Source organism: Pseudomonas sp. MWU12-2020, from assembly GCF_023100605.1.
Classification (GTDB): domain Bacteria; phylum Pseudomonadota; class Gammaproteobacteria; order Pseudomonadales; family Pseudomonadaceae; genus Aquipseudomonas; species Aquipseudomonas fluorescens_H.
Window position 1 is genome coordinate 249,923 of sequence record NZ_JALMEX010000005.1, and the last position, 20,173, is coordinate 270,095.

Consider the following 20,173-nt stretch of genomic DNA (forward strand, 5'->3'; position numbering starts at 1 on the left):
TGCGCGATTGACATTGTCTGGTAGAATCCGCGGCCTAATTACGTGCGGTATTCAACAATAGTGTTGGGTGGCGGCACGCTAGCCTGAGGAATACACCATGAAAGCCGATATTCATCCAAACTACGTAGAAATCGATGTTACCTGCAGCTGCGGTAACAAATTCGTAACTCGTTCGACTCATGGCAAAGCTCTGCCGATCGACGTTTGCAACGAATGCCACCCGTTCTACACCGGTAAGCAGAAGACTCTGGATACTGGCGGCCGCGTTCAGCGCTTTGCCGACCGTTTCGGTGCTTTCGGCGCGAAAAAGGCCTAAGGCCAATCATTCTGGAAAACCTCAATGGCTTTTCCGGGCTGATGAAAAAGGCGTCCCTTGCGGGCGCCTTTTTTGTGTCCGCGATTTGGCTGTCCGGCGCCCAGGCCTTCTGTCCCGCTCCGAAGGGGCTGAGCAGCGTTGCGGTCCAACGCGTGGTCGATGGCGATACCCTGCGCCTGAGCGACGGGCGCAGTGTGCGGATGATCGGTCTCAACACACCCGAACTGGGCAGGCACGGTCGCAGCGACGAGCCATTCGCGGTGGCGGCGCGTAAACGCCTCGAAACCCTGGTGGCGGACAGCGGCGGTCGGGTCGGTCTGCTCACCGGCAAGCAGGCCAAAGACCAATACGGCCGTACCCTCGCGCATGTTTACAGTGCCAGCGGTAGCAATCTTGAAGCGCAAATGCTCGCCGACGGCCTGGGTTTTCAGGTGGCCGTTGCACCGAACGTCGATCTTGTTGCCTGTCAGCAAGCCGCTGAGCAGAGCGCGCGCACCGCTGGGCGCGGCGTCTGGCGCCAGTCGCCTGTACTGAAAACGGAGCAGATTCAGCATTCGGGTTTCGCAGTGGTCAGTGGGCGTGTGAGCAAGGTTCAGCGCAATCGCGGCGGAATCTGGATCGAGTTGCAGGACTCGGTTGTATTGCGCGTTGCGCCCAATCTGGTTGGCCAATTCGACAGTGCCCGATTGCAGGTGCTGAAAGGCAGGCAGGTCGAGGCTCGCGGCTGGGTCGTCGATCGCTCGCGCCGTGGCGGCTTGCAACCGGGTCAACCGCGTTGGCTGCTGCCGCTGACCGATCCATCGATGCTGCAAGGCGCCCGCTGAAGAAAAATTGTAGACATTTTTTCTGTCGATTGTGAACAGTCAAGCCCTTGTGCGCCGTGGCTCTTGGCCCAAAGTCGTAGGACAGGGCGCTTGACAGGGGTGACTGCTCAGTCTTGTGGGGACTTTGCGAGGCGCGTATCCTCGCTGACCAGTCTGTCCAACAGTAAAAAGCGGAATGCCAAAATGTCTGATCTGAAAACTGCCGCTCTCGAATATCATGCCAATCCTCGTCCAGGGAAGCTGAGTGTCGAGCTCACCAAGGCCACTGCTACCGCCCGCGACCTGTCGCTGGCCTACAGCCCCGGCGTAGCTGAACCAGTGCGTGAGATCGCCCGCGATCCTGAACTGGCCTACAAATACACCGGCAAGGGCAACCTGGTTGCAGTCATTTCCGATGGCACCGCGATTCTGGGTCTGGGTAACCTCGGCCCACTGGCTTCCAAGCCGGTCATGGAAGGTAAAGGCGTACTGTTCAAGCGCTTCGCCGGTATCGACGTGTTCGACATCGAAGTCGACTCCGAAAGCCCGCAAGCCTTCATCGACACCGTTAAACGCATTTCCATCACCTTTGGTGGCATCAACCTGGAAGACATCAAGGCACCTGAGTGCTTCGAGATCGAACGTGCTCTGATCGAGCAGTGCGACATTCCGGTATTCCACGATGACCAGCACGGCACCGCGATCGTGACCGCTGCGGGCATGATCAACGCCCTGGAAATCGCCGGCAAAACCCTGCCGGAAGCCAAGATCGTCTGCCTCGGCGCCGGCGCTGCGGCCATCTCCTGCATGAAGTTGCTGGTGAGCATGGGCGCAAAAATCGAAAACATCTTCATGGTTGACCGTACCGGCGTGATCCACTCCGGCCGTGACGACCTGAACCAGTACAAAGCGGTATTCGCTCACGCCACCGACAAGCGCAGCCTGGCTGACGCTCTGAAAGGCGCTGACGTGTTCGTCGGTCTGTCCGGCCCGAACCTGCTGAGCGCTGAAGGCCTGCTGTCGATGGCGGCCAACCCGATCGTCTTCGCCTGCTCGAACCCGGATCCGGAAATCTCCCCGGAACTGGCACACGCCACCCGTAGCGACGTGATCATGGCCACTGGTCGTTCCGACTACCCGAACCAGGTCAACAACGTGCTGGGCTTCCCGTTCATCTTCCGCGGTGCCCTGGACGTTCGCGCCAAGCGCATCAACGAAGAAATGAAAGTGGCAGCGGCCAACGCCCTGCGTGAACTGGCCAAACTGCCAGTGCCACAGGACGTGTGCGACGCCTACGGTGGTGCGCCGCTGGAATTCGGCCGTGAGTACATTATTCCGAAGCCAATGGACAAGCGCCTGATCACCCTGATCTCCGACGCTGTGGCCAAAGCCGCGATCGAGACCGGTGTGGCCACCCTGCCGTATCCGAAGAACTACCCGCTGAAAAGCGTGGATGACGTGTTCAACGGCTAAGACCTTGTAACGCTTCAACCAGAAGCCCCGGCTCGTGAGAGTCGGGGCTTTTTTGTGCCTGTGTGATTTGTGGTGTTCTTCAGTGCCTCTTCGCGAGCAAGCCCGCTCCCACAGGTTTTGTGGTGTGCGCAAATGCTGGCTACAACCCGGGCACTGTGGGAGCGGGCTTGCTCGCGAAGAGGCCGGCCCAGACAACATAAAATCACAGCCATAAAAAAGCCCCGCACATCTCGCGATGGCGGGGCTTTTGCTGATGCTGGATCAGAACAGGTCGATCGGTGCTTGCTCATCCGCCGGCAGCGGACTGCCTGGCGCCGCGCCATTGCCCAGCTCATTCACGGATGGCGGCGTGTCTTCCGACTTGAACAGCTCGAAGTAGGCACCCGGCGTGCTCGGCGTGGCCGCGCGACCGCTGACCGGGTCTACCCGCAGGCTGAGGATGCCTTCCGGCTCAGGCTGCACGTGCGGCGGCTTGTCCTTCAGCGCAGCCGACATGTAGTTCATCCAGATCGGCAGCGCCACGGTGCCGCCGAACTCACGGCGACCGAGGCTTTCCGGCTGGTCGAAACCGGTCCACACGGTGGTCACGTAATCGCCGTTGTAGCCGGAGAACCATGCATCCTTGGAGTCGTTGGTGGTACCGGTCTTGCCCGCGATGTCGCTGCGGCCCATGGCCAGTGCACGGCGCCCGGTGCCGAGCTTGATCACGTCCTGCAGCATGCTGTTGAGGATGTACGTGGTGCGACCGTCGACGATCCGCTCGGCTACTGCCGGTGCTTGTGGCGCTGCTGCGGCGCCCGGGGCTTCACCCGGAACCGGTGCGGCGTTGACGGTGATCGGCTGAGACGCCGGGGCGGCAAAGCCATCGGTCGCCGAGCCACCCTGTGGCACGGTCGGCGGGTTGGCGACGAACAGCGTGTCGCCGTTGCGGCTTTCGATCTTGTCGATGATGTACGGGGTGATCTTGTAGCCGCCGTTGGCGAAGGTGCTCCAGCCGGTAGCGATCTCCATCGGCGTCAGGGTCGCGGTGCCCAGCGCCAGCGACAGGTTTGGCGGCAGGTCCTGCTTGTTGAAGCCGAAGCGGGTGATGTAGTCGATCGTCTTGCCGACGCCCATCGCCTGCAGCAGGCGGATCGACACCAGGTTACGCGACTTGTACAGCGCCTCGCGCAGACGGATCGGGCCGAGGAAGGTGTTGGTGTCGTTCTTCGGCCGCCAGACTTTATCCAGGTACTCGTCGACGAACACGATCGGCGCGTCGTTGACCAGAGTCGCGGCGGTGTAACCGCTGTCCAGCGCAGCGCTGTAGACGAACGGCTTGAAGCTCGAACCCGGCTGACGCTTGGCCTGCAAGGCGCGGTTGTAGTTGCTCTGCTCGAACGCGAAACCACCCACCAGCGAGCGGATCGCGCCGTTCTGCGGATCCAGCGACACCAGCGCGCCTTGCGCCTGCGGAATCTGGCTGAATTTCAGCGAATTGTTCGGCTGACGCTGCACGCGAATCAGATCGCCGACCTGTGCCACATCCGACGGCTGACGCGGTGCGGCGCCCATGCTGTTGGTGTTGAGGAACGGCCGCGCCCATTTCATGGTGTCCCAGGCAACGTGTTCTTCGCCGCTACGGGTCAGCACTTGCAGGCCGTTTTTGTCGACCTGGGTGACGATCGCCGGTTCAAGACTGCTGATGGTGCGCTGCTTGGTCAGCTCGGTGGCCCAGGCTTCGTGGGTCTTGCCCGGCAGGCGCGACTCGGGGCCACGGTAGCCGTGACGCTGGTCGTAGGTCATCAAGCCTTCGTGCAGCGCGGTGTTGGCCATTTCCTGCAGGTTGCTCGGCACCGTGGTGGTGACGCGGAAACCTTCGGTATAAGCGTCGCTGCCATAGCGGCCGACCATTTCGGCACGGGCCATTTCAGCGATGTACGGTGCGTTCACTTCCGGGGTCGGCACGTGATAGCTGGCGTTCAGTGGCTCGTTGATCGCGGCGGTGTAATCAGCCTCGGAAATCTTCCCGAGCTTGTACATGCGACCGAGGATCCAGTCGCGACGTTCCTTGCTGCGTGCCGGGTTGGCCAGCGGGTTGAAGCGCGACGGGGCTTTTGGCAGGCCGGCGATCATCGCCATCTGCGCCAGGCTGACGTCGCGGATCGACTTGCCGTAATACACCTGCGCCGCCGCCTCGATGCCATAGGCGCGGTTACCCAGGTAGATCTTGTTCACGTACAGCTCAAGGATCTCGTCCTTGGTCAACTGTCGCTCGATCTGCAGGGCCAGAAGAATTTCTGTGGTTTTGCGCGAAAAGCTGCGCTCGCTGGTCAGGAAGAAGTTCTTCGCCACCTGCATGGTGATGGTGCTGCCGCCGGACTGAATGTGTCCGCTTTTGACCAATTGGGTCGCGGCACGCATCAGGCTGCTTGGATCGACGCCATAGTGGTTGGCGAAATTGTCGTCTTCAGCACTTAGTAACGCATTAATGAAATTGGGGGGAATGTCGGCGAAACGGATCGGAGTCCGGCGCATTTCGCCAAATTCTGCGATCAATTTGTTATCGCTGCTGTAGACCCGCAATGGAATCTGCAACTGAATGCTTCGCAGCGCCTCCACAGAGGGCAAACCCGGACTAAGGTAAAGAAACGCGCCGCTGAGACCTAAAAGCAGTCCGCAGAAAACGGCGACGATGGACCAACCGAAAAATTTCAGCAGACGAATCAAGGCTTTTGGACATCCAGGGCAAAGAATGAATTTGGCGACAGGGTTCCGGGAACACACAGAACAACCCGCGCCGGCAGTAAAAAGCGGAAAAAAACGCTGGGCATTATAAGCACTTTTCTGCTGGGGGCGTCATTTGCGCTTCTGTCAAGGCGCGGTGAAGGAACGCAATGTGTATTACAGAGTCCGTAACTCACGGAAAGTCATAGGGAATTGGTAGTGCTGGGACTCTTCAATAAAAAGACCAATACGTTACTGGGGATCGACATCAGCTCCACTTCGGTGAAGCTGCTGGAGCTTAGCCGCCAGGGCGACCGCTACCGGGTCGAGGCCTACGCGGTGGAGCCTCTGCCGCCCAACGCCGTGGTCGAAAAGAATATCGCCGAGCTCGAAGGCGTGGGCAATGCCTTGTCTCGGGTACTGGTCAAGGCGCGCACCGGGCTCAAGAGCGTGGCGGTGGCGGTGGCCGGCTCTGCGGTGATCACCAAGATCATCGAGATGGACGCCGGGCTGACCGATGACGAGCTGGAAAACCAGCTCAAGATCGAAGCCGACCAATACATTCCCTATCCACTGGACGAAGTAGCCATCGACTTCGAAGTCCAGGGCGTTTCGCCGCGCAACCCGGAGCGGGTCAACGTGCTGCTGGCCGCCTGTCGCAAGGAAAACGTCGAAGTGCGCGAGGCGGCGCTGGCGCTGGCCGGGCTGACGGCGCGAGTGGTCGATGTCGAGGCCTATGCGCTGGAGCGCTCGTTCGGCCTGCTCGCCACTCAACTGGCCGCCTCGCAGGAACGCCTGACGGTGGCCGTGGTGGACATCGGCGCGACCATGACCACTCTCAGCGTCCTGCACAACGGCCGCATCATCTATACCCGCGAGCAACTGTTCGGTGGCCGCCAACTGACCGAGGAGATTCAGCGCCGCTACGGCCTGACCGTCGAGCAGGCCGGGCTGGCGAAAAAGCAGGGCGGTCTGCCGGATGACTATATCAGCGAGGTCTTGCAGCCGTTTCGGGATGCGCTGGTACAGCAGGTGTCGCGCTCGTTGCAGTTCTTCTTTGCCTCCGGGCAGTACAACGCAGTCGATCACATTCTGCTGGCCGGTGGCACGGCGTCGGTGCCAGGGCTGGATCGCCTGATCGAGCAGCGCCTGGGCACCCCGACCCAGGTCGCCAACCCGTTTGCCGACATGGCCTTGAGCAGCAAGGTCAACGCCGGGGCCCTGGCCAGTGACGCGCCGGCCCTGATGATTGCCTGCGGGCTCGCGCTCAGGAGTTTCGACTGATGGCGCGGATCAACCTTCTCCCTTGGCGCGAGGAGCGCCGCGAAGAGCGGCGCAAGCGCTTCCTGCTGATCCTGATCGGGGTCTTCGTCGGTTCGGTGGGTGCGGTGTTCATTGCCGATCAGATCTTCGATGCCGCCATCGAGCGGCAGGCCGCGCGCAATGCCTACATCGGCAAGCAGATAGCGGTGGTCGACGAACGGATCAAGCAGATCAGCGAACTCAAGGCCCGGCGCCAGCAACTGGTCGAGCGCATGCGCATCATCCAGGACTTGCAGGGCAACCGGCAGATCAGTGGACGGATCTTCGATCAACTGGCACGCACGCTGCCGGACGGCGTGTATTTCACCAGCGTGAAACTGGTGGGCAAGACGCTGACCATCAATGGCGCGGCCGAGTCCAATAATCGGGTTTCGGAGCTGATGCGCAATCTGGATGCCTCCGACTGGTTTGATGCGCCCAGCCTCAACGAGGTGAAGGCGACGACCGCCGGTCAGGTGGATCAGGCCAACGTCTTTCAGCTGACCGTTCGTCAGACCCAGCCAGCCGTGACGGAGGGCGACAAATGAAGCCGTCCGAATGGCTGCAAAGTCTGCGCAATATCGACTTCAACGATCTGGATACCAGCAACATCGGTTCCTGGCCGGCCGCGGTGAAAACCATTGCGGGAGCGTTGCTGGCGGTGCTGGTGTTGGCGCTTGGCTATAACTTTTTCATCAGCGACATGGAAAACCAGCTGGAAGCCAAGCATCAGGAAGAAGACACCTTGAAGGAGCAGTTCGCCAGCAAGGCGCACATGGCCGCGAACCTGGAGCTGTACACCCAGCAGATGAAGGAAATGGAAAACTCCTTCGGCGTGCTCCTGCGGCAGTTGCCCAGCGACACTGAAGTGCCGGGGTTGCTGGAAGACATCACCCGCACCGGGTTGGGCAGTGGCCTCGAATTCGAAGAGATCAAGCTGCTGCCGGAAGTGACCCAGCCGTTCTACATCGAGTTGCCGATCCAGATCACCGTCACCGGGGCTTACCACGACCTCGCCACTTTCGTCAGTGGCGTCGCCGGGTTGCCACGGATCGTCACGTTGCACGATTTCGAACTGGCGCCGGCCAACCCCGAAGGCGGGACGAAGCTGCGCATGAGCATCCTCGCCAAGACTTACCGCTATAACGACAAGGGGCTGGAAAAATGACCCCGATCCGTTATTTCGCCCTGTCAGTGCTGGTGCTCGGTCTCAGTGGTTGCGGCAGCAGTGACGAATTCAGCGACCTCGACGCCTACATGAACGAAGTGCGTCTGCGCCCGGCGGGCAAGATCGAGCCGACGCCGACGTTCCATTCCTACCCCACGTTTACCTACAGCGCGGCCAACCTGCGCAGCCCGTTCTCGCGTCAGGTGCGGGTCGATCTGGCCGGGCAGCAGCGCGGCTCGCGCAATGTCAAACCCGACCCCAACCGGGTCAAGCAATACCTCGAAGGTTTCAACATCGAGCAGTTTGAAATGGTCGGCACCATCTCCAATGCCTCCGGCTCCTTTGCCCTGCTGCGTGGGGCCGGCGGTGTGCATCGGCTGAAGGTCGGCGACTACCTGGGGCGCAACGACGGGCGCATCGTGGCGATCAGCGCCACTCAGGTCGATGTGGTCGAGATCGTGCCCGACGGCGAAGGCGCCTGGCTGGAACGTCCGCGCACCATTCCTTTGAAAGAGCACTCATAGTGGAAGTCGAACAATGAACAGGATTTTTTCCACCCTCGGTTTTTCGCTATGGATAGCGCTGCTGTCACCGATGGTGCAGGCGGCCAGTCTCAAGGCGCTGGATGTGGCGGCGTTACCGGGTGACCGCATCGAGTTGAAGCTGTCGTTCGACGGCCCACCACCGCAGCCCAAGGGCTACACCACCGAATCACCGGCGCGAATCGCTCTGGATCTGCCGGGTGTAGCCAGCCAGCTGACGAGCAAGACCCGCGATCTGGGCAGCGGCAATGCGCGCACCGCGACAGTGGTCGAGGCCAACGACCGGACACGCCTGATCATCAACCTGACGCAACTGACGCCCTACACCTCGCGGGTCGAGGGTAACAATCTGTTCGTGGTGGTCGGGCAGGGCGCCAAGCCTGCTGCGCCGCGCCCAGCCGCTGCTGCGCCACGACCGGTCGCGGCTCCGGCGAAGGCTTACGCCCCCGTTGCCAAGACCATTCGTGGCGTCGACTTCCAGCGTGGCACCGCGGGCGAGGGCAACGTGGTCATTGATCTGTCGGACCCGACCATCGCCCCGGATATCCAGGAGCATGACGGCAAGATCATCCTCAGTTTTGCCCGCACCCAGTTGCCCGACAGGCTGCGGGTGCGCCTCGACGTCAAGGACTTCGCCACGCCTGTGCAGTTCGTCAACGCCGCCGCCACCGGTGATCGTGCGGTCATTACCGTCGAACCCAGCGGGACCTTCGACTATTCCACCTACCAAACCGATAACAAACTGACCGTCAGCATTCGCCCGATGACGGTCGATGACCTGCAAAAACGCAATGCCGAGCGCCAGGCCTACAGCGGCGAAAAACTCTCGCTGAATTTTCAGGACATCGATGTGCGCTCGGTGCTGCAACTGATCGCCGATTTCACCAACCTCAACCTGGTGGCCAGCGATACGGTGCAGGGCGGGATCACCTTGCGTCTGCAAAACGTGCCGTGGGATCAGGCGCTGGACCTGGTGCTGAAAACCAAGGGGTTGGATAAACGCAAGATCGGCAACGTGCTGCTGGTGGCGCCGGCCGACGAAATCGCTGCCCGCGAGCGCCAGGAGCTGGAGTCGCAGAAACAGATCGCCGAACTGGCACCGCTGCGCCGCGAGCTGCTGCAAGTGAACTACGCCAAGGCGGCGGACATCGCCAAGCTGTTCCAATCGGTGACCAGCGCCGAGGCGAAAATCGACGAGCGCGGCTCGATCACCGTCGATGAGCGCACCAACAACATCATTGCCTACCAGACTCAGGATCGCCTCGATGAACTGCGGCGGATCGTGGCGCAACTGGATATTCCGGTGCGTCAGGTGATGATCGAGGCGCGGATCGTCGAGGCCAACGTCGATTACGACAAGAGTCTGGGCGTGCGCTGGGGCGGTTCGATCCAGAACAAGGGCAACTGGAACACCTCCGGGGTCAGCAATGGCACCTCTACCACCATTGGCACACCGGGAAGCACCAGCACCAATTCGCCGTTCGTCGACATGGGGACGATCGGTAATACCTCGGGGATCGGCATCGCCTTCATCACCGACAACGTGCTGCTCGATCTTGAGCTGACCGCCATGGAGAAAACCGGCAACGGTGAAATTGTCTCGCAGCCCAAAGTAGTCACCTCCGACAAAGAGACCGCAAAGATCCTCAAGGGCACCGAGATTCCGTATCAGGAAGCCAGCTCCAGCGGCGCGACATCGGTGTCGTTCAAGGAGGCTTCGCTGTCGCTGGAAGTGACGCCACAGATCACCCCTGACAACCGCATCATCATGGAGGTCAAGGTCACCAAGGACGAACCGGACTACCTGAACAAAGTGCAGGATGTACCGCCGATCAAGAAGAACGAGGTCAACGCCAAGGTGCTGGTGAACGACGGCGAGACCATCGTGATTGGCGGTGTTTTCTCAAATACTCAAAGCAAGGTCGTAGATAAGGTGCCATTTCTTGGCGATGTGCCGTATCTTGGCCGCCTTTTCCGGCGTGATGTGGTTTCGGAGAAAAAATCCGAGCTGCTGGTATTTCTCACTCCGCGTATCATGAATAACCAGGCGATTGCTGTGAGTCGTTGATTCTGTGCGAAATTTGATTCTTGTAGGACCGATGGGCGCTGGAAAAAGCACCATCGGCCGGTTGCTGGCCAAAGAGCTGCGCCTGCCGTTCAAAGATTCCGACAAGGAAATTGAACTGCGCACGGGCGCCAATATCCCGTGGATCTTCGACAAGGAAGGCGAGCCCGGCTTTCGCGACCGTGAGCAGGCGATGATCGCCGAGCTGTGCGCGTTCGACGGCGTGGTGCTGGCGACTGGCGGCGGCGCGGTGATGCGCGATGCCAACCGCAAGGCCCTGCACGAGGGCGGGCGGGTGGTGTATCTGCACGCCTCCGTCGAGCAGCAGGTCGGCCGCACGTCGCGCGACCGCAATCGTCCTTTGCTGCGCACCGCCGATCCGGCGAAAACCCTGCGTGACCTGCTGGCGATCCGTGATCCGCTCTATCGGGAAATCGCCGATCTGGTGGTGGAAACCGACGAGCGGCCACCGCGTATGGTGGTGCTCGACATTCTCGACCGTCTGGCGCAGCTTCCACCCCGTTAAAGCATCGCCCGAAATGCGCTATCCTCGGCGTCCTGTCAGAGCCGCCGAGGTTGTGGCGGATGGCGTGCGAGCGGCGTCATACCCGCTATAGGCTGCAGACAACCAATAATTCAGGGCAGGACGCCTGCTTCCATCTTCACTGTGGGGACACATGCAGACACTCAAGGTCGATCTAGGCGAGCGCAGCTACCCGATTCATATTGGCGAAGGTTTGTTGGATCAGCCTGAGTTGCTGGCGCCGCATATCCACGGGCGGCAGGTGGCAATCATCTCCAACGAGACCGTTGCGCCGCTCTATCTCGAACGTCTGACCCGCAGCCTGGCGCAGTTCTCGGTGATCTCGGTGGTGCTGCCGGACGGCGAAGCCTTCAAGAACTGGGAAACCCTGCAACTGATCTTCGACGGTCTGCTGACCGCCCGTCATGACCGCCGCACCACGATCATCGCCCTCGGCGGCGGGGTCATCGGTGACATGGCCGGTTTCGCCGCCGCTTGCTACCAGCGCGGCGTCGACTTCATCCAGATTCCTACCACGCTGCTGTCCCAGGTCGATTCGTCGGTGGGCGGCAAGACCGGCATCAACCACCCGTTGGGCAAGAACATGGTCGGCGCGTTCTATCAGCCGAACGTGGTGCTGATCGATACCGCGTCCCTGAAAACCCTGCCAGAGCGTGAGCTGTCCGCCGGTCTGGCCGAAGTCATCAAGTACGGTCTGATCTGCGACGAGCCGTTCCTGACCTGGCTCGAAGACAACGTCGACGCCCTGCGCGCGCTGGATCAAAAGGCCCTGACCTACGCCATCGAGCGCTCCTGCGCGGCCAAGGCTGCAGTGGTCGGTGCCGATGAGAAGGAAACCGGCGTGCGCGCCACGCTCAATCTCGGCCACACCTTCGGCCACGCCATCGAGACCCACATGGGCTATGGTGTCTGGTTGCATGGTGAGGCGGTCGCCGCAGGTACGGTGATGGCGCTGGAAATGTCCGCGCGTCTGGGTTGGATCAGCGAGCAGGAACGTGATCGCGGCATTCGGCTGTTTCAGCGTGCCGGTCTGCCGGTGATCCCGCCGGAAGAAATGACCGAAGCCGATTTTCTCGAACATATGGCAATTGATAAAAAAGTGATCGACGGTCGTCTGCGCCTGGTGCTGCTGCGCCGGATGGGCGAAGCGGTGGTGACCGCCGATTATCCGAAAGAGGTTCTACAGGCCACGCTGGGAGCGGATTACCGCGCTCTGGCTCAGCTTAAAGGTTAATAAGATTCCGATGACTAGTTTGCATGCCGACGAGGCGTTCCTCGGCCATTTCCAGTTAAGTCACGACCCTTTCGCGCCGCGGGTGCCGGGCTTCAAGTTCTTCCCGGCCCAGCGCAAGCCGGTGCTGGGGCAACTGCACCACCTGGCGCGTTACAGCCAGTTGCTGCTGGTGGTCACCGGCCCGCAAGGCAGCGGCAAGACCCTGCTGCGCCAGGCGCTGGTGGCCAGCACCAACAAGCAATCGGTGCAAAGTGTCGTGGTGTCGGCCCGTGGGGCCGGCGATGCGGCCGGCGTGCTGCGTCAGGTTGCTCAGGCGCTGGACGTGGCGCAGGCCGAGGTCGGCGCGATTCTGGCGCAAGTGGTGCAGCTGGCACTGACCGGGCAGGAAGTCTATCTGCTGGTGGATGATGCCGAGCAGCTTGACGAATCTGCGCTCGAGGCGCTGATGGCGCTGGGTGCCGGTGCGCCGGAAGGTCGTCCACACGTGTTCCTGTTCGGTGAATCGTCGCTGATCGCGCAACTGGAGGCCTTGCACCTCGAGGAAGAGCGCTTCCACGTCATCGAACTGCAGCCGTACACCGAAGAAGAGACCCGCGAATATCTCGACCAACGGCTCGAAGGTGCGGGCCGGGGTGTCGAACTTTTCACCGCGGATCAGATCTCTGAGATTCACGAAAGCGCCGAGGGTTGGCCTGGCAACATCAACCAGGTCGCTCGCGATGCACTGATCGAAGTCATGATTGCCAGCCGCTCTGCGGTCAAGCGTCCAAGTATGGGGTTCAACATGCCGAAGAAACACGTATTGGCGATTTCCGCCGTCGTTGTGGTCGCGGTCGCCGCCGCCTGGCTGATGCCGGGTCGCAACAAGGCGCCAACCACCGGCGCTCCCGCCAACGAACAGGCACAACTGCCGTTGGGCCAAGGCGCCAAGGGTGGCGCGCCGAACGTCGAGTTCGCCGGCAATACCCAGCCGATGCCGCTGCCGCTGGTCGGCAACTCGCAACCGGTGATGCGCGGCCCGTTGGCTGAGGCCGCTGGCGGCATCACCGAAGGCGACGATGGCGTGCCGGTCGAAGGTTCCAGCGCGACGCCGCCGACCGTAACAACTTCCGCACCACCAGCAGGTGTTCCGGCCGGTCCGGCGCCAACCCCGGTTCCGGTGCCAGCCGCCAAGCCGACCCCGGCACCGACTCAGGTCGCCAGCGCCAAGCCTGCTCCGGCAGCGCCAGCGGCTAAACCGACTCCGGCTCCGGCCAAGCCTGTTGCTGCCGCCAAACCGGCGGAGAAGCCGGTTGCCGTGGCCAAGGCTGCCGGTGGCAGCTGGTACGCCGGTCAGCCGACCAGCAACTACGTGGTGCAGATCCTCGGCACCAGCTCCGAAGCGACCGCGCAAAACTTCGTCAAGGAGCAGGGCGGCGAGTACCGTTATTTCAAGAAAGTCCTCAACGGCAAGCCTCTCTACGTGATCACCTACGGCAACTTCGCCAATCGTGATGCAGCCGTTTCTGCCATCAAGGCCTTGCCAGCGAAGGTTCAGGCTGGTAAACCTTGGCCTCGCACTGTCGCCAGCGTCCAACAGGAACTGGCAACAACTCGCTGAAGATTCGGCGGCCTTACCCAGGCCGCCTCTCCAAGCACCTCAAAATTTCTACGAGTGCGCGCTTCCTTCCAGGTCGCGTGCCTTGTGGTGTCTGCGTCACAGTAGTCTTTGAGTCGTTGCAGTCAGAATTAAAAAAGTTTTGACTAGCACAGCAGATCGCTTTAAACCTTTCACAAATGCGACATAGATTTGCGACATTTCGTCGTCAAATTTGTGAGCGTCTGTGTCGCTGTGTACAATGACCACCCTTTTGCCCCCGCAAAGCCGGCGTACGTTCGGCGCGGTCAGCAAGTGGTTGAATTGAAAAGAAATTTGCCTCGAAAAGAGGCAGCCTGGTGAGAAAGTGTCTATGAAAGCAGGTCTGTACCAACCAGATGAATTCAAGGATAACTGCGGTTTCGGCCTGATAGCCCATATGCAGGGCGAGCCCAGTCATACCCTTTTGCAAACGGCCATCGAGGCCCTGACCTGCATGACCCACCGCGGTGGGATTAATGCCGACGGCAAGACCGGTGACGGTTGCGGTCTGCTGATTCAAAAGCCTGACGCGTTCCTGCGGGCGATCGCCCAGGAAAACTTCAGCGTCGAGCTGCCCAAGCAATATGCCGTGGGCATGGTCTTCTTCAACCAGGATCCGGCCAAGGCCGAAGCCGCTCGCGAGAACATGAACCGCGAGATCCTTGCCGAAGGCCTGCAACTGATCGGCTGGCGCAAAGTGCCGATCGACACCAGCGTCCTCGGCCGCCTGGCCCTTGAGCGCCTGCCGCAGATCGAGCAGGTGTACATTGGCGGTGAAGGCCTGAGCGATCAGGACATGGCGGTCAAGTTGTTCAGCGCCCGTCGTCGCTCGTCGGTGGCCAACGCCGCCGACACCGACCACTACATCTGCAGCTTTTCGCACAAGACCATCATCTATAAAGGCCTGATGATGCCGGCCGACCTGGCCGCGTTCTATCCGGACCTCGGTGACCAGCGCCTGCAAACCGCGATCTGCGTGTTCCACCAGCGCTTTTCCACCAACACCCTGCCGAAATGGCCGCTGGCTCAGCCATTCCGCTTCCTCGCCCACAACGGCGAGATCAACACCATTACCGGTAACCGTAACTGGGCGCAGGCCCGTCGGACCAAGTTCACCAACGATCTGATGGATCTGGAAGAACTCGGCCCGCTGGTCAACCGTGTCGGTTCCGACTCCTCGAGCATGGACAACATGCTCGAACTGATGGTCACCGGTGGCATCGACCTGTTCCGTGGCGTGCGGATGATCATTCCGCCTGCGTGGCAGAACGTTGAAACCATGGACCCGGATCTGCGTGCGTTCTACGAGTACAACTCGATGCACATGGAACCGTGGGACGGCCCGGCCGGCGTGGTGATGACCGATGGTCGTTACGCGGTGTGCCTGCTCGACCGTAACGGTCTGCGTCCGGCGCGCTGGGTCACCACCACCAACGGTTTCATCACCGTTGCTTCGGAAATCGGCGTCTGGAACTACCAGCCAGAAGACGTGATCGCCAAGGGCCGTGTCGGCCCGGGCCAGATCCTCGCTGTGGACACCGAAACCGGGCAGATCCTCGACACCGACGCGATCGACAACCGTCTGAAGTCCCGTCATCCGTACAAGCAATGGCTGCGCAAGAACGCCCTGCGCATCCAGGCGACCATGGAAGACAACGACCACGGTTCGGCGTTCTACGACGTCGATCAGCTCAAGCAATACATGAAGATGTATCAGGTCACGTTCGAAGAGCGCGATCAGGTACTGCGTCCGCTTGGTGAACAAGGCTACGAAGCCGTTGGCTCGATGGGCGACGACACGCCGATGGCCGTGCTGTCGCAGCGTGTGCGCACGCCGTACGACTATTTCCGCCAGCAGTTCGCGCAGGTCACCAACCCGCCGATCGACCCGCTGCGTGAAGCGATCGTGATGTCGCTGGAAATCTGCCTCGGTGCCGAGCGCAACATCTTCCAGGAATCGCCGGAACACGCCTCGCGCGTGATCCTCAGCTCGCCAGTGATCTCGCCGGCCAAGTGGCGCTCGCTGATGAACCTCGACCGCCCGGGTTTCGAGCGGCAGATCATCGACCTCAACTACGACGAAAGCGTCGGCCTCGAAGCGGCGATCCGCAACGTCGCCGACCAGGCTGAAGAAGCCGTGCGTGCCGGGCGTACCCAGATCGTTCTGAGCGACCGTCATATCGCGCCGGGCAAACTGCCGATCCACGCTTCGCTGGCGACTGGCGCGGTGCACCACCGCCTGACCGAAAAAGGCCTGCGCTGCGATTCCAACATCCTCGTCGAAACCGCGACCGCACGCGATCCGCATCACTTCGCGGTGCTGATCGGTTTCGGCGCCTCGGCGGTCTATCCGTTCCTGGCCTACGAAGTGCTGGGTGACCTGATCCGTACCGGTGAAGTGCTGGGCGACCTTTATGAGGTGTTCAAGAACTACCGCAAAGGCATCACCAAAGGTCTGCTGAAGATCCTGTCGAAGATGGGTATCTCGACCATCGCCTCGTACCGCGGTGCGCAGCTGTTCGAAGCCATCGGCCTGTCCGAAGAAGTGTGCGAGCTGAGCTTCCGTGGCGTGCCGAGCCGCATCAAGGGTGCGCGTTTCGTCGACATCGAAGCCGAGCAGAAAGCTCTGGCCACCGAAGCCTGGAGTCCGCGCAAGCCGATCCAGCAGGGCGGTCTGCTGAAGTTCGTTCACGGCGGCGAATATCACGCGTACAACCCGGACGTGGTCAACACCCTGCAAGCCGCCGTGCAGCAGGGCGACTACGCCAAGTTCAAGGAATACACCTCGCTGGTGGACAACCGTCCGGTGTCGATGATTCGCGACCTGTTCAAGGTCAAGACCCTCGACAAGCCGCTGGACATCAGTGAAATCGAGCCGCTGGAATCGGTGCTCAAGCGCTTCGACTCCGCCGGTATCTCGCTGGGCGCACTGTCGCCGGAAGCTCACGAAGCCCTGGCCGAAGCCATGAACCGCCTCGGTGCGCGTTCCAACTCCGGCGAAGGCGGCGAAGATCCGGCGCGCTACGGCACGATCAAGAGCTCGAAAATCAAGCAGGTCGCGACGGGCCGTTTCGGTGTAACCCCGGAATACCTGGTCAACGCCGAAGTGCTGCAGATCAAGGTCGCTCAGGGCGCCAAGCCGGGCGAGGGCGGTCAACTGCCGGGCGGTAAGGTCAACGGGCTGATCGCCAAGCTGCGTTACGCAGTGCCGGGCGTGACCCTGATTTCGCCACCGCCGCACCACGACATCTACTCGATCGAAGACTTGTCGCAGCTGATCTTCGACCTGAAACAGGTCAACCCGAAGGCACTGGTTTCGGTGAAGCTGGTAGCAGAAGCGGGCGTCGGCACCATCGCTGCCGGTGTGGCCAAGGCCTATGCGGACTTGATCACCATCTCCGGCTACGACGGTGGTACCGGTGCTTCGCCGCTGACCTCGATCAAATACGCGGGCGCGCCGTGGGAGCTCGGCCTTGCCGAAACTCACCAGACCCTGCGCGGCAACGACCTGCGCGGCAAAGTCCGGGTGCAGACCGACGGTGGCCTGAAAACCGGCCTCGATGTGATCAAGGCCGCGATCCTCGGCGCCGAAAGTTTCGGCTTCGGTACAGCGCCAATGATTGCCCTGGGTTGCAAATACCTGCGCATCTGCCACCTGAACAACTGCGCCACCGGCGTTGCGACGCAGAACGAGAAGCTGCGCAAGGATCACTACATCGGTACCGTCGACATGGTGGTGAACTTCTTCACCTACGTCGCCGAAGAAACCCGTGAGTGGCTGGCCAAGCTCGGCGTGCGTTCCCTCGAGGAGCTGATCGGCCGCACCGACCTGCTGGAAATCCTCGAAGGCCAGACCGCCAAGCAACACCATCTGGATCTGACCCCGCTGCTGGGCAGCGATCACATCCCGGCGGACAAACCGCAATTCTGCGGCGTTGAGCGCAACCCGCCGTTCGACCAGGGCCTGCTGGCCGAGAAAATGGTCGACATGGCGACCTCGGCGATCAACGACCTCAGCGGCGCCGAGTTCGAACTGGACATCTGCAACTGCGACCGTTCGATCGGTGCGCGGATCTCCGGCGAAATCGCACGCAAGCACGGCAATCAGGGCATGGCCAACGCGCCGATCACCTTCCGCTTCAAAGGCACGGCCGGTCAGAGCTTCGGCGTGTGGAACGCCGGCGGTCTGCACATGTACCTGGAAGGCGACGCCAACGACTACGTCGGCAAAGGCATGACCGGCGGCAAACTGGTCATTGTGCCGCCGAAGGGCAGCGTCTATCAGACTCAGAACAGCGCCATCATCGGCAACACCTGCCTGTACGGCGCCACCGGCGGCAAGCTGTTCGCCGCCGGCACCGCAGGCGAGCGTTTCGCTGTGCGTAACTCCGGTGCCCACACGGTCGTGGAGGGCACTGGCGATCACTGCTGCGAGTACATGACCGGTGGTTTCGTCTGCGTATTGGGCAAGACCGGTTACAACTTCGGCTCTGGCATGACCGGTGGTTTCGCCTACGTGCTCGATCAGGACAACACCTTCGTTGACCGGGTCAACCACGAACTGGTGGAAATCCAGCGGATCAGCGGCGAGGCGATGGAAGCCTACCGCAGCCACTTGCAGAACGTGCTGAACGAGTACGTCAAGGAAACCGAGAGCGAGTGGGGTCGTGAACTCGCCGAAAACCTTGATGACTACCTGCGCCGTTTCTGGCTGGTGAAGCCTAAGGCTGCCAACCTGAAATCGTTGCTTTCCAGCACTCGTGCCAACCCGCAGTGATATGCGCCTGAAGAGTTTGATGAGGTTTTAACAATGGCTGAACGTCTGAATAACGACTTCCAGTTCATCGATGTCGGGCGCAAGGATCCGAAGAAGAAACTGTTGCGTCAACGCAAGAAAGAGTTCGTCGAGATCTACGAACCGTTCAAACCCCAGCAGTCGGCCGACCAGGCCCACCGCTGCCTGGGTTGCGGCAACCCGTATTGCGAATGGAAGTGCCCGGTGCACAACTTCATTCCCAACTGGCTGAAGCTGGTGGCCGAGGGCAACATCCTCCAGGCCGCCGAGCTGTCGCACCAGACCAACACCCTGCCGGAAGTCTGCGGCCGGGTGTGCCCGCAGGATCGGCTGTGCGAGGGTGCCTGCACCCTCAACGACGGTTTCGGCGCGGTGACCATCGGTTCGGTCGAGAAGTACATCACCGACACCGCGTTCGCCATGGGCTGGCGCCCGGACATGTCCAAGGTCAAACCGACCGGCAAGCGTGTCGCGATCATCGGTGCCGGCCCGGCGGGGCTGGGTTGTGCCGACGTGCTGGTGCGTGGCGGTGTGACCCCGGTGGTGTTCGACAAGAACCCGGAAATCGGCGGTCTGCTGACCTTCGGCATTCCCGAGTTCAAGCTTGAGAAGAGCGTGCTGAGCAATCGTCGCGAAGTCTTCACCGGCATGGGCATCGAGTTCCGCCTCAACACCGAGGTCGGCAAGGACGTGACCATGGAGCAACTGCTCGCCGAATACGATGCGGTGTTCATGGGCATGGGCACCTACACCTACATGAAGGGCGGTTTTGCCGGTGAGGACCTGCCGGGCGTCTACGACGCGCTGGACTTCCTGATTGCCAACGTCAACCGCAACCTGGGCTTTGAAAAGTCGCCGGAAGATTTCGTCGACATGAAAGGCAAGAAGGTCGTGGTACTCGGTGGTGGCGACACGGCGATGGACTGCAACCGCACCTCGATCCGTCAGGGCGCCAAGTCGGTGACCTGCGCCTATCGTCGTGACGAAGCGAACATGCCCGGCTCGCGCAAAGAGGTGAAGAACGCCAAGGAAGAAGGCGTGAAATTCCTCTACAACCGCCAGCCAATCGCGATCGTCGGTGAAGACAAGGTCGAAGGCGTGAAGGTGGTCGAGACCCGTCTCGGCGAACCGGACGCCCGTGGCCGCCGCAGCCCCGAGCCGATCCCGGGCTCCGAAGAGATCATCCCGGCCGACGCCGTGGTCATCGCGTTCGGTTTCCGTCCAAGCCCGGCACCGTGGTTCGAACAGTTCGAAATCCAGACCGACAGCCAGGGCCGTGTCGTCGCGCCTGAGCAGGGTCAGTACAAGCACCAGACCAGCAACCCGAAAATCTTCGCCGGTGGCGACATGGTGCGCGGTTCCGACCTGGTGGTAACGGCGATCTTCGAAGGCCGCAATGCCGCCGAAGGGATCCTTGATTACCTGGGCGTCTGATTACATTTCAGCCTGAAATGCGCTCAAAAATGTGGGAGCGGGCTTGCTCGCGAAGAGGGAGGGTCAGTCGACAGATTTGTTGCCTGACACACCGCTTTCGCGGGCAAGCCCGCTCCCACATTGGTTTCTGTGCGCTCAATACAGCGCAATAAATTGACCCGATAGACAAAAGG

Annotated in this window: 14 protein-coding genes; 13 read left to right on the plus strand and 1 reads right to left on the minus strand. The window is 61.2% G+C overall.

Going from position 1 to position 20,173, the window contains the following annotated elements:
* Nucleotides 1-97: 97 nt before the first annotated feature.
* The 3 genes from rpmE (at nucleotide 98) to M0814_RS14065 (ending at nucleotide 2,592) form a co-directional block, all read left to right on the plus strand.
* Complete coding sequence (gene rpmE, locus M0814_RS14055; RefSeq protein WP_003220885.1) at nucleotides 98-316, plus strand: 50S ribosomal protein L31; 219 nt, start codon at nucleotides 98-100, stop codon at nucleotides 314-316.
* A 41-nt stretch (nucleotides 317-357) separates the two neighbouring features.
* Entirely contained in the window at nucleotides 358-1,140 is a 783-nt protein-coding gene (locus M0814_RS14060; RefSeq protein WP_103485592.1) for a thermonuclease family protein, read from the plus strand.
* Nucleotides 1,141-1,323: 183 nt separating this feature from the next.
* The gene (locus M0814_RS14065; RefSeq protein ID WP_003220889.1) at nucleotides 1,324-2,592 is read left to right on the plus strand and encodes a malic enzyme-like NAD(P)-binding protein; all 1,269 of its coding nucleotides are present in this window, start codon (nucleotides 1,324-1,326) and stop codon (nucleotides 2,590-2,592) included.
* 261 nt (nucleotides 2,593-2,853) lie between these two features.
* Here the strand turns inward: M0814_RS14065 and M0814_RS14070 are convergent, their stop codons facing one another.
* Nucleotides 2,854-5,301, minus strand: coding sequence for a penicillin-binding protein 1A (locus M0814_RS14070; RefSeq protein ID WP_103485591.1), 2,448 nt, complete (start codon nucleotides 5,299-5,301; stop codon nucleotides 2,854-2,856).
* 216 nt (nucleotides 5,302-5,517) lie between these two features.
* Here M0814_RS14070 and M0814_RS14075 point away from each other — a divergent pair, with 216 nt between their 5' ends.
* The 10 genes from M0814_RS14075 to M0814_RS14120 all read left to right on the plus strand — a co-directional run bounded on the left by M0814_RS14075 (nucleotide 5,518) and on the right by M0814_RS14120 (nucleotide 20,000).
* Entirely contained in the window at nucleotides 5,518-6,582 is a 1,065-nt protein-coding gene (locus M0814_RS14075) for a pilus assembly protein PilM (protein ID WP_003220893.1), read from the plus strand.
* A complete protein-coding gene (locus M0814_RS14080; RefSeq protein ID WP_003220894.1) occupies nucleotides 6,582-7,148 on the plus strand; it encodes a PilN domain-containing protein in 567 nt (188 codons plus the stop codon). The genes M0814_RS14075 and M0814_RS14080 overlap by 1 nt, the downstream gene beginning before the upstream one ends.
* Nucleotides 7,145-7,768: a type 4a pilus biogenesis protein PilO gene (gene pilO / locus M0814_RS14085; protein WP_003220896.1), complete on the plus strand. Its 624-nt coding sequence runs from the start codon at nucleotides 7,145-7,147 to the stop codon at nucleotides 7,766-7,768. The genes M0814_RS14080 and pilO overlap by 4 nt, the downstream gene beginning before the upstream one ends.
* Nucleotides 7,765-8,292 carry a pilus assembly protein PilP gene (locus tag M0814_RS14090; RefSeq protein ID WP_103485590.1) on the plus strand — a complete coding sequence of 176 codons (528 nt, stop codon included), beginning with the start codon at nucleotides 7,765-7,767 and terminating at the stop codon, nucleotides 8,290-8,292. Before pilO ends, M0814_RS14090 begins: the two co-directional genes overlap by 4 nt.
* Nucleotides 8,293-8,305: 13 nt before the next feature.
* The gene (gene pilQ / locus M0814_RS14095) at nucleotides 8,306-10,378 is read left to right on the plus strand and encodes a type IV pilus secretin PilQ (RefSeq protein ID WP_003220900.1); all 2,073 of its coding nucleotides are present in this window, start codon (nucleotides 8,306-8,308) and stop codon (nucleotides 10,376-10,378) included.
* A 4-nt stretch (nucleotides 10,379-10,382) separates the two neighbouring features.
* Complete coding sequence (gene aroK, locus M0814_RS14100; protein ID WP_045122260.1) at nucleotides 10,383-10,901, plus strand: shikimate kinase AroK; 519 nt, start codon at nucleotides 10,383-10,385, stop codon at nucleotides 10,899-10,901.
* Between the two features lie 151 nt (nucleotides 10,902-11,052).
* Entirely contained in the window at nucleotides 11,053-12,153 is a 1,101-nt protein-coding gene (gene aroB, locus M0814_RS14105; RefSeq protein ID WP_027611317.1) for a 3-dehydroquinate synthase, read from the plus strand.
* A 10-nt stretch (nucleotides 12,154-12,163) separates the two neighbouring features.
* Nucleotides 12,164-13,753, plus strand: a complete 1,590-nt coding sequence (locus M0814_RS14110) for an AAA family ATPase (RefSeq protein ID WP_103485589.1) — start codon at nucleotides 12,164-12,166, stop codon at nucleotides 13,751-13,753.
* Nucleotides 13,754-14,102: 349 nt separating this feature from the next.
* Nucleotides 14,103-18,548: a glutamate synthase large subunit gene (gene gltB, locus M0814_RS14115; RefSeq protein ID WP_003220908.1), complete on the plus strand. Its 4,446-nt coding sequence runs from the start codon at nucleotides 14,103-14,105 to the stop codon at nucleotides 18,546-18,548.
* 33 nt (nucleotides 18,549-18,581) lie between these two features.
* Nucleotides 18,582-20,000, plus strand: a complete 1,419-nt coding sequence (locus M0814_RS14120) for an FAD-dependent oxidoreductase (protein WP_003220910.1) — start codon at nucleotides 18,582-18,584, stop codon at nucleotides 19,998-20,000.
* The last annotated feature ends 173 nt before the right edge of the window (nucleotides 20,001-20,173 follow it).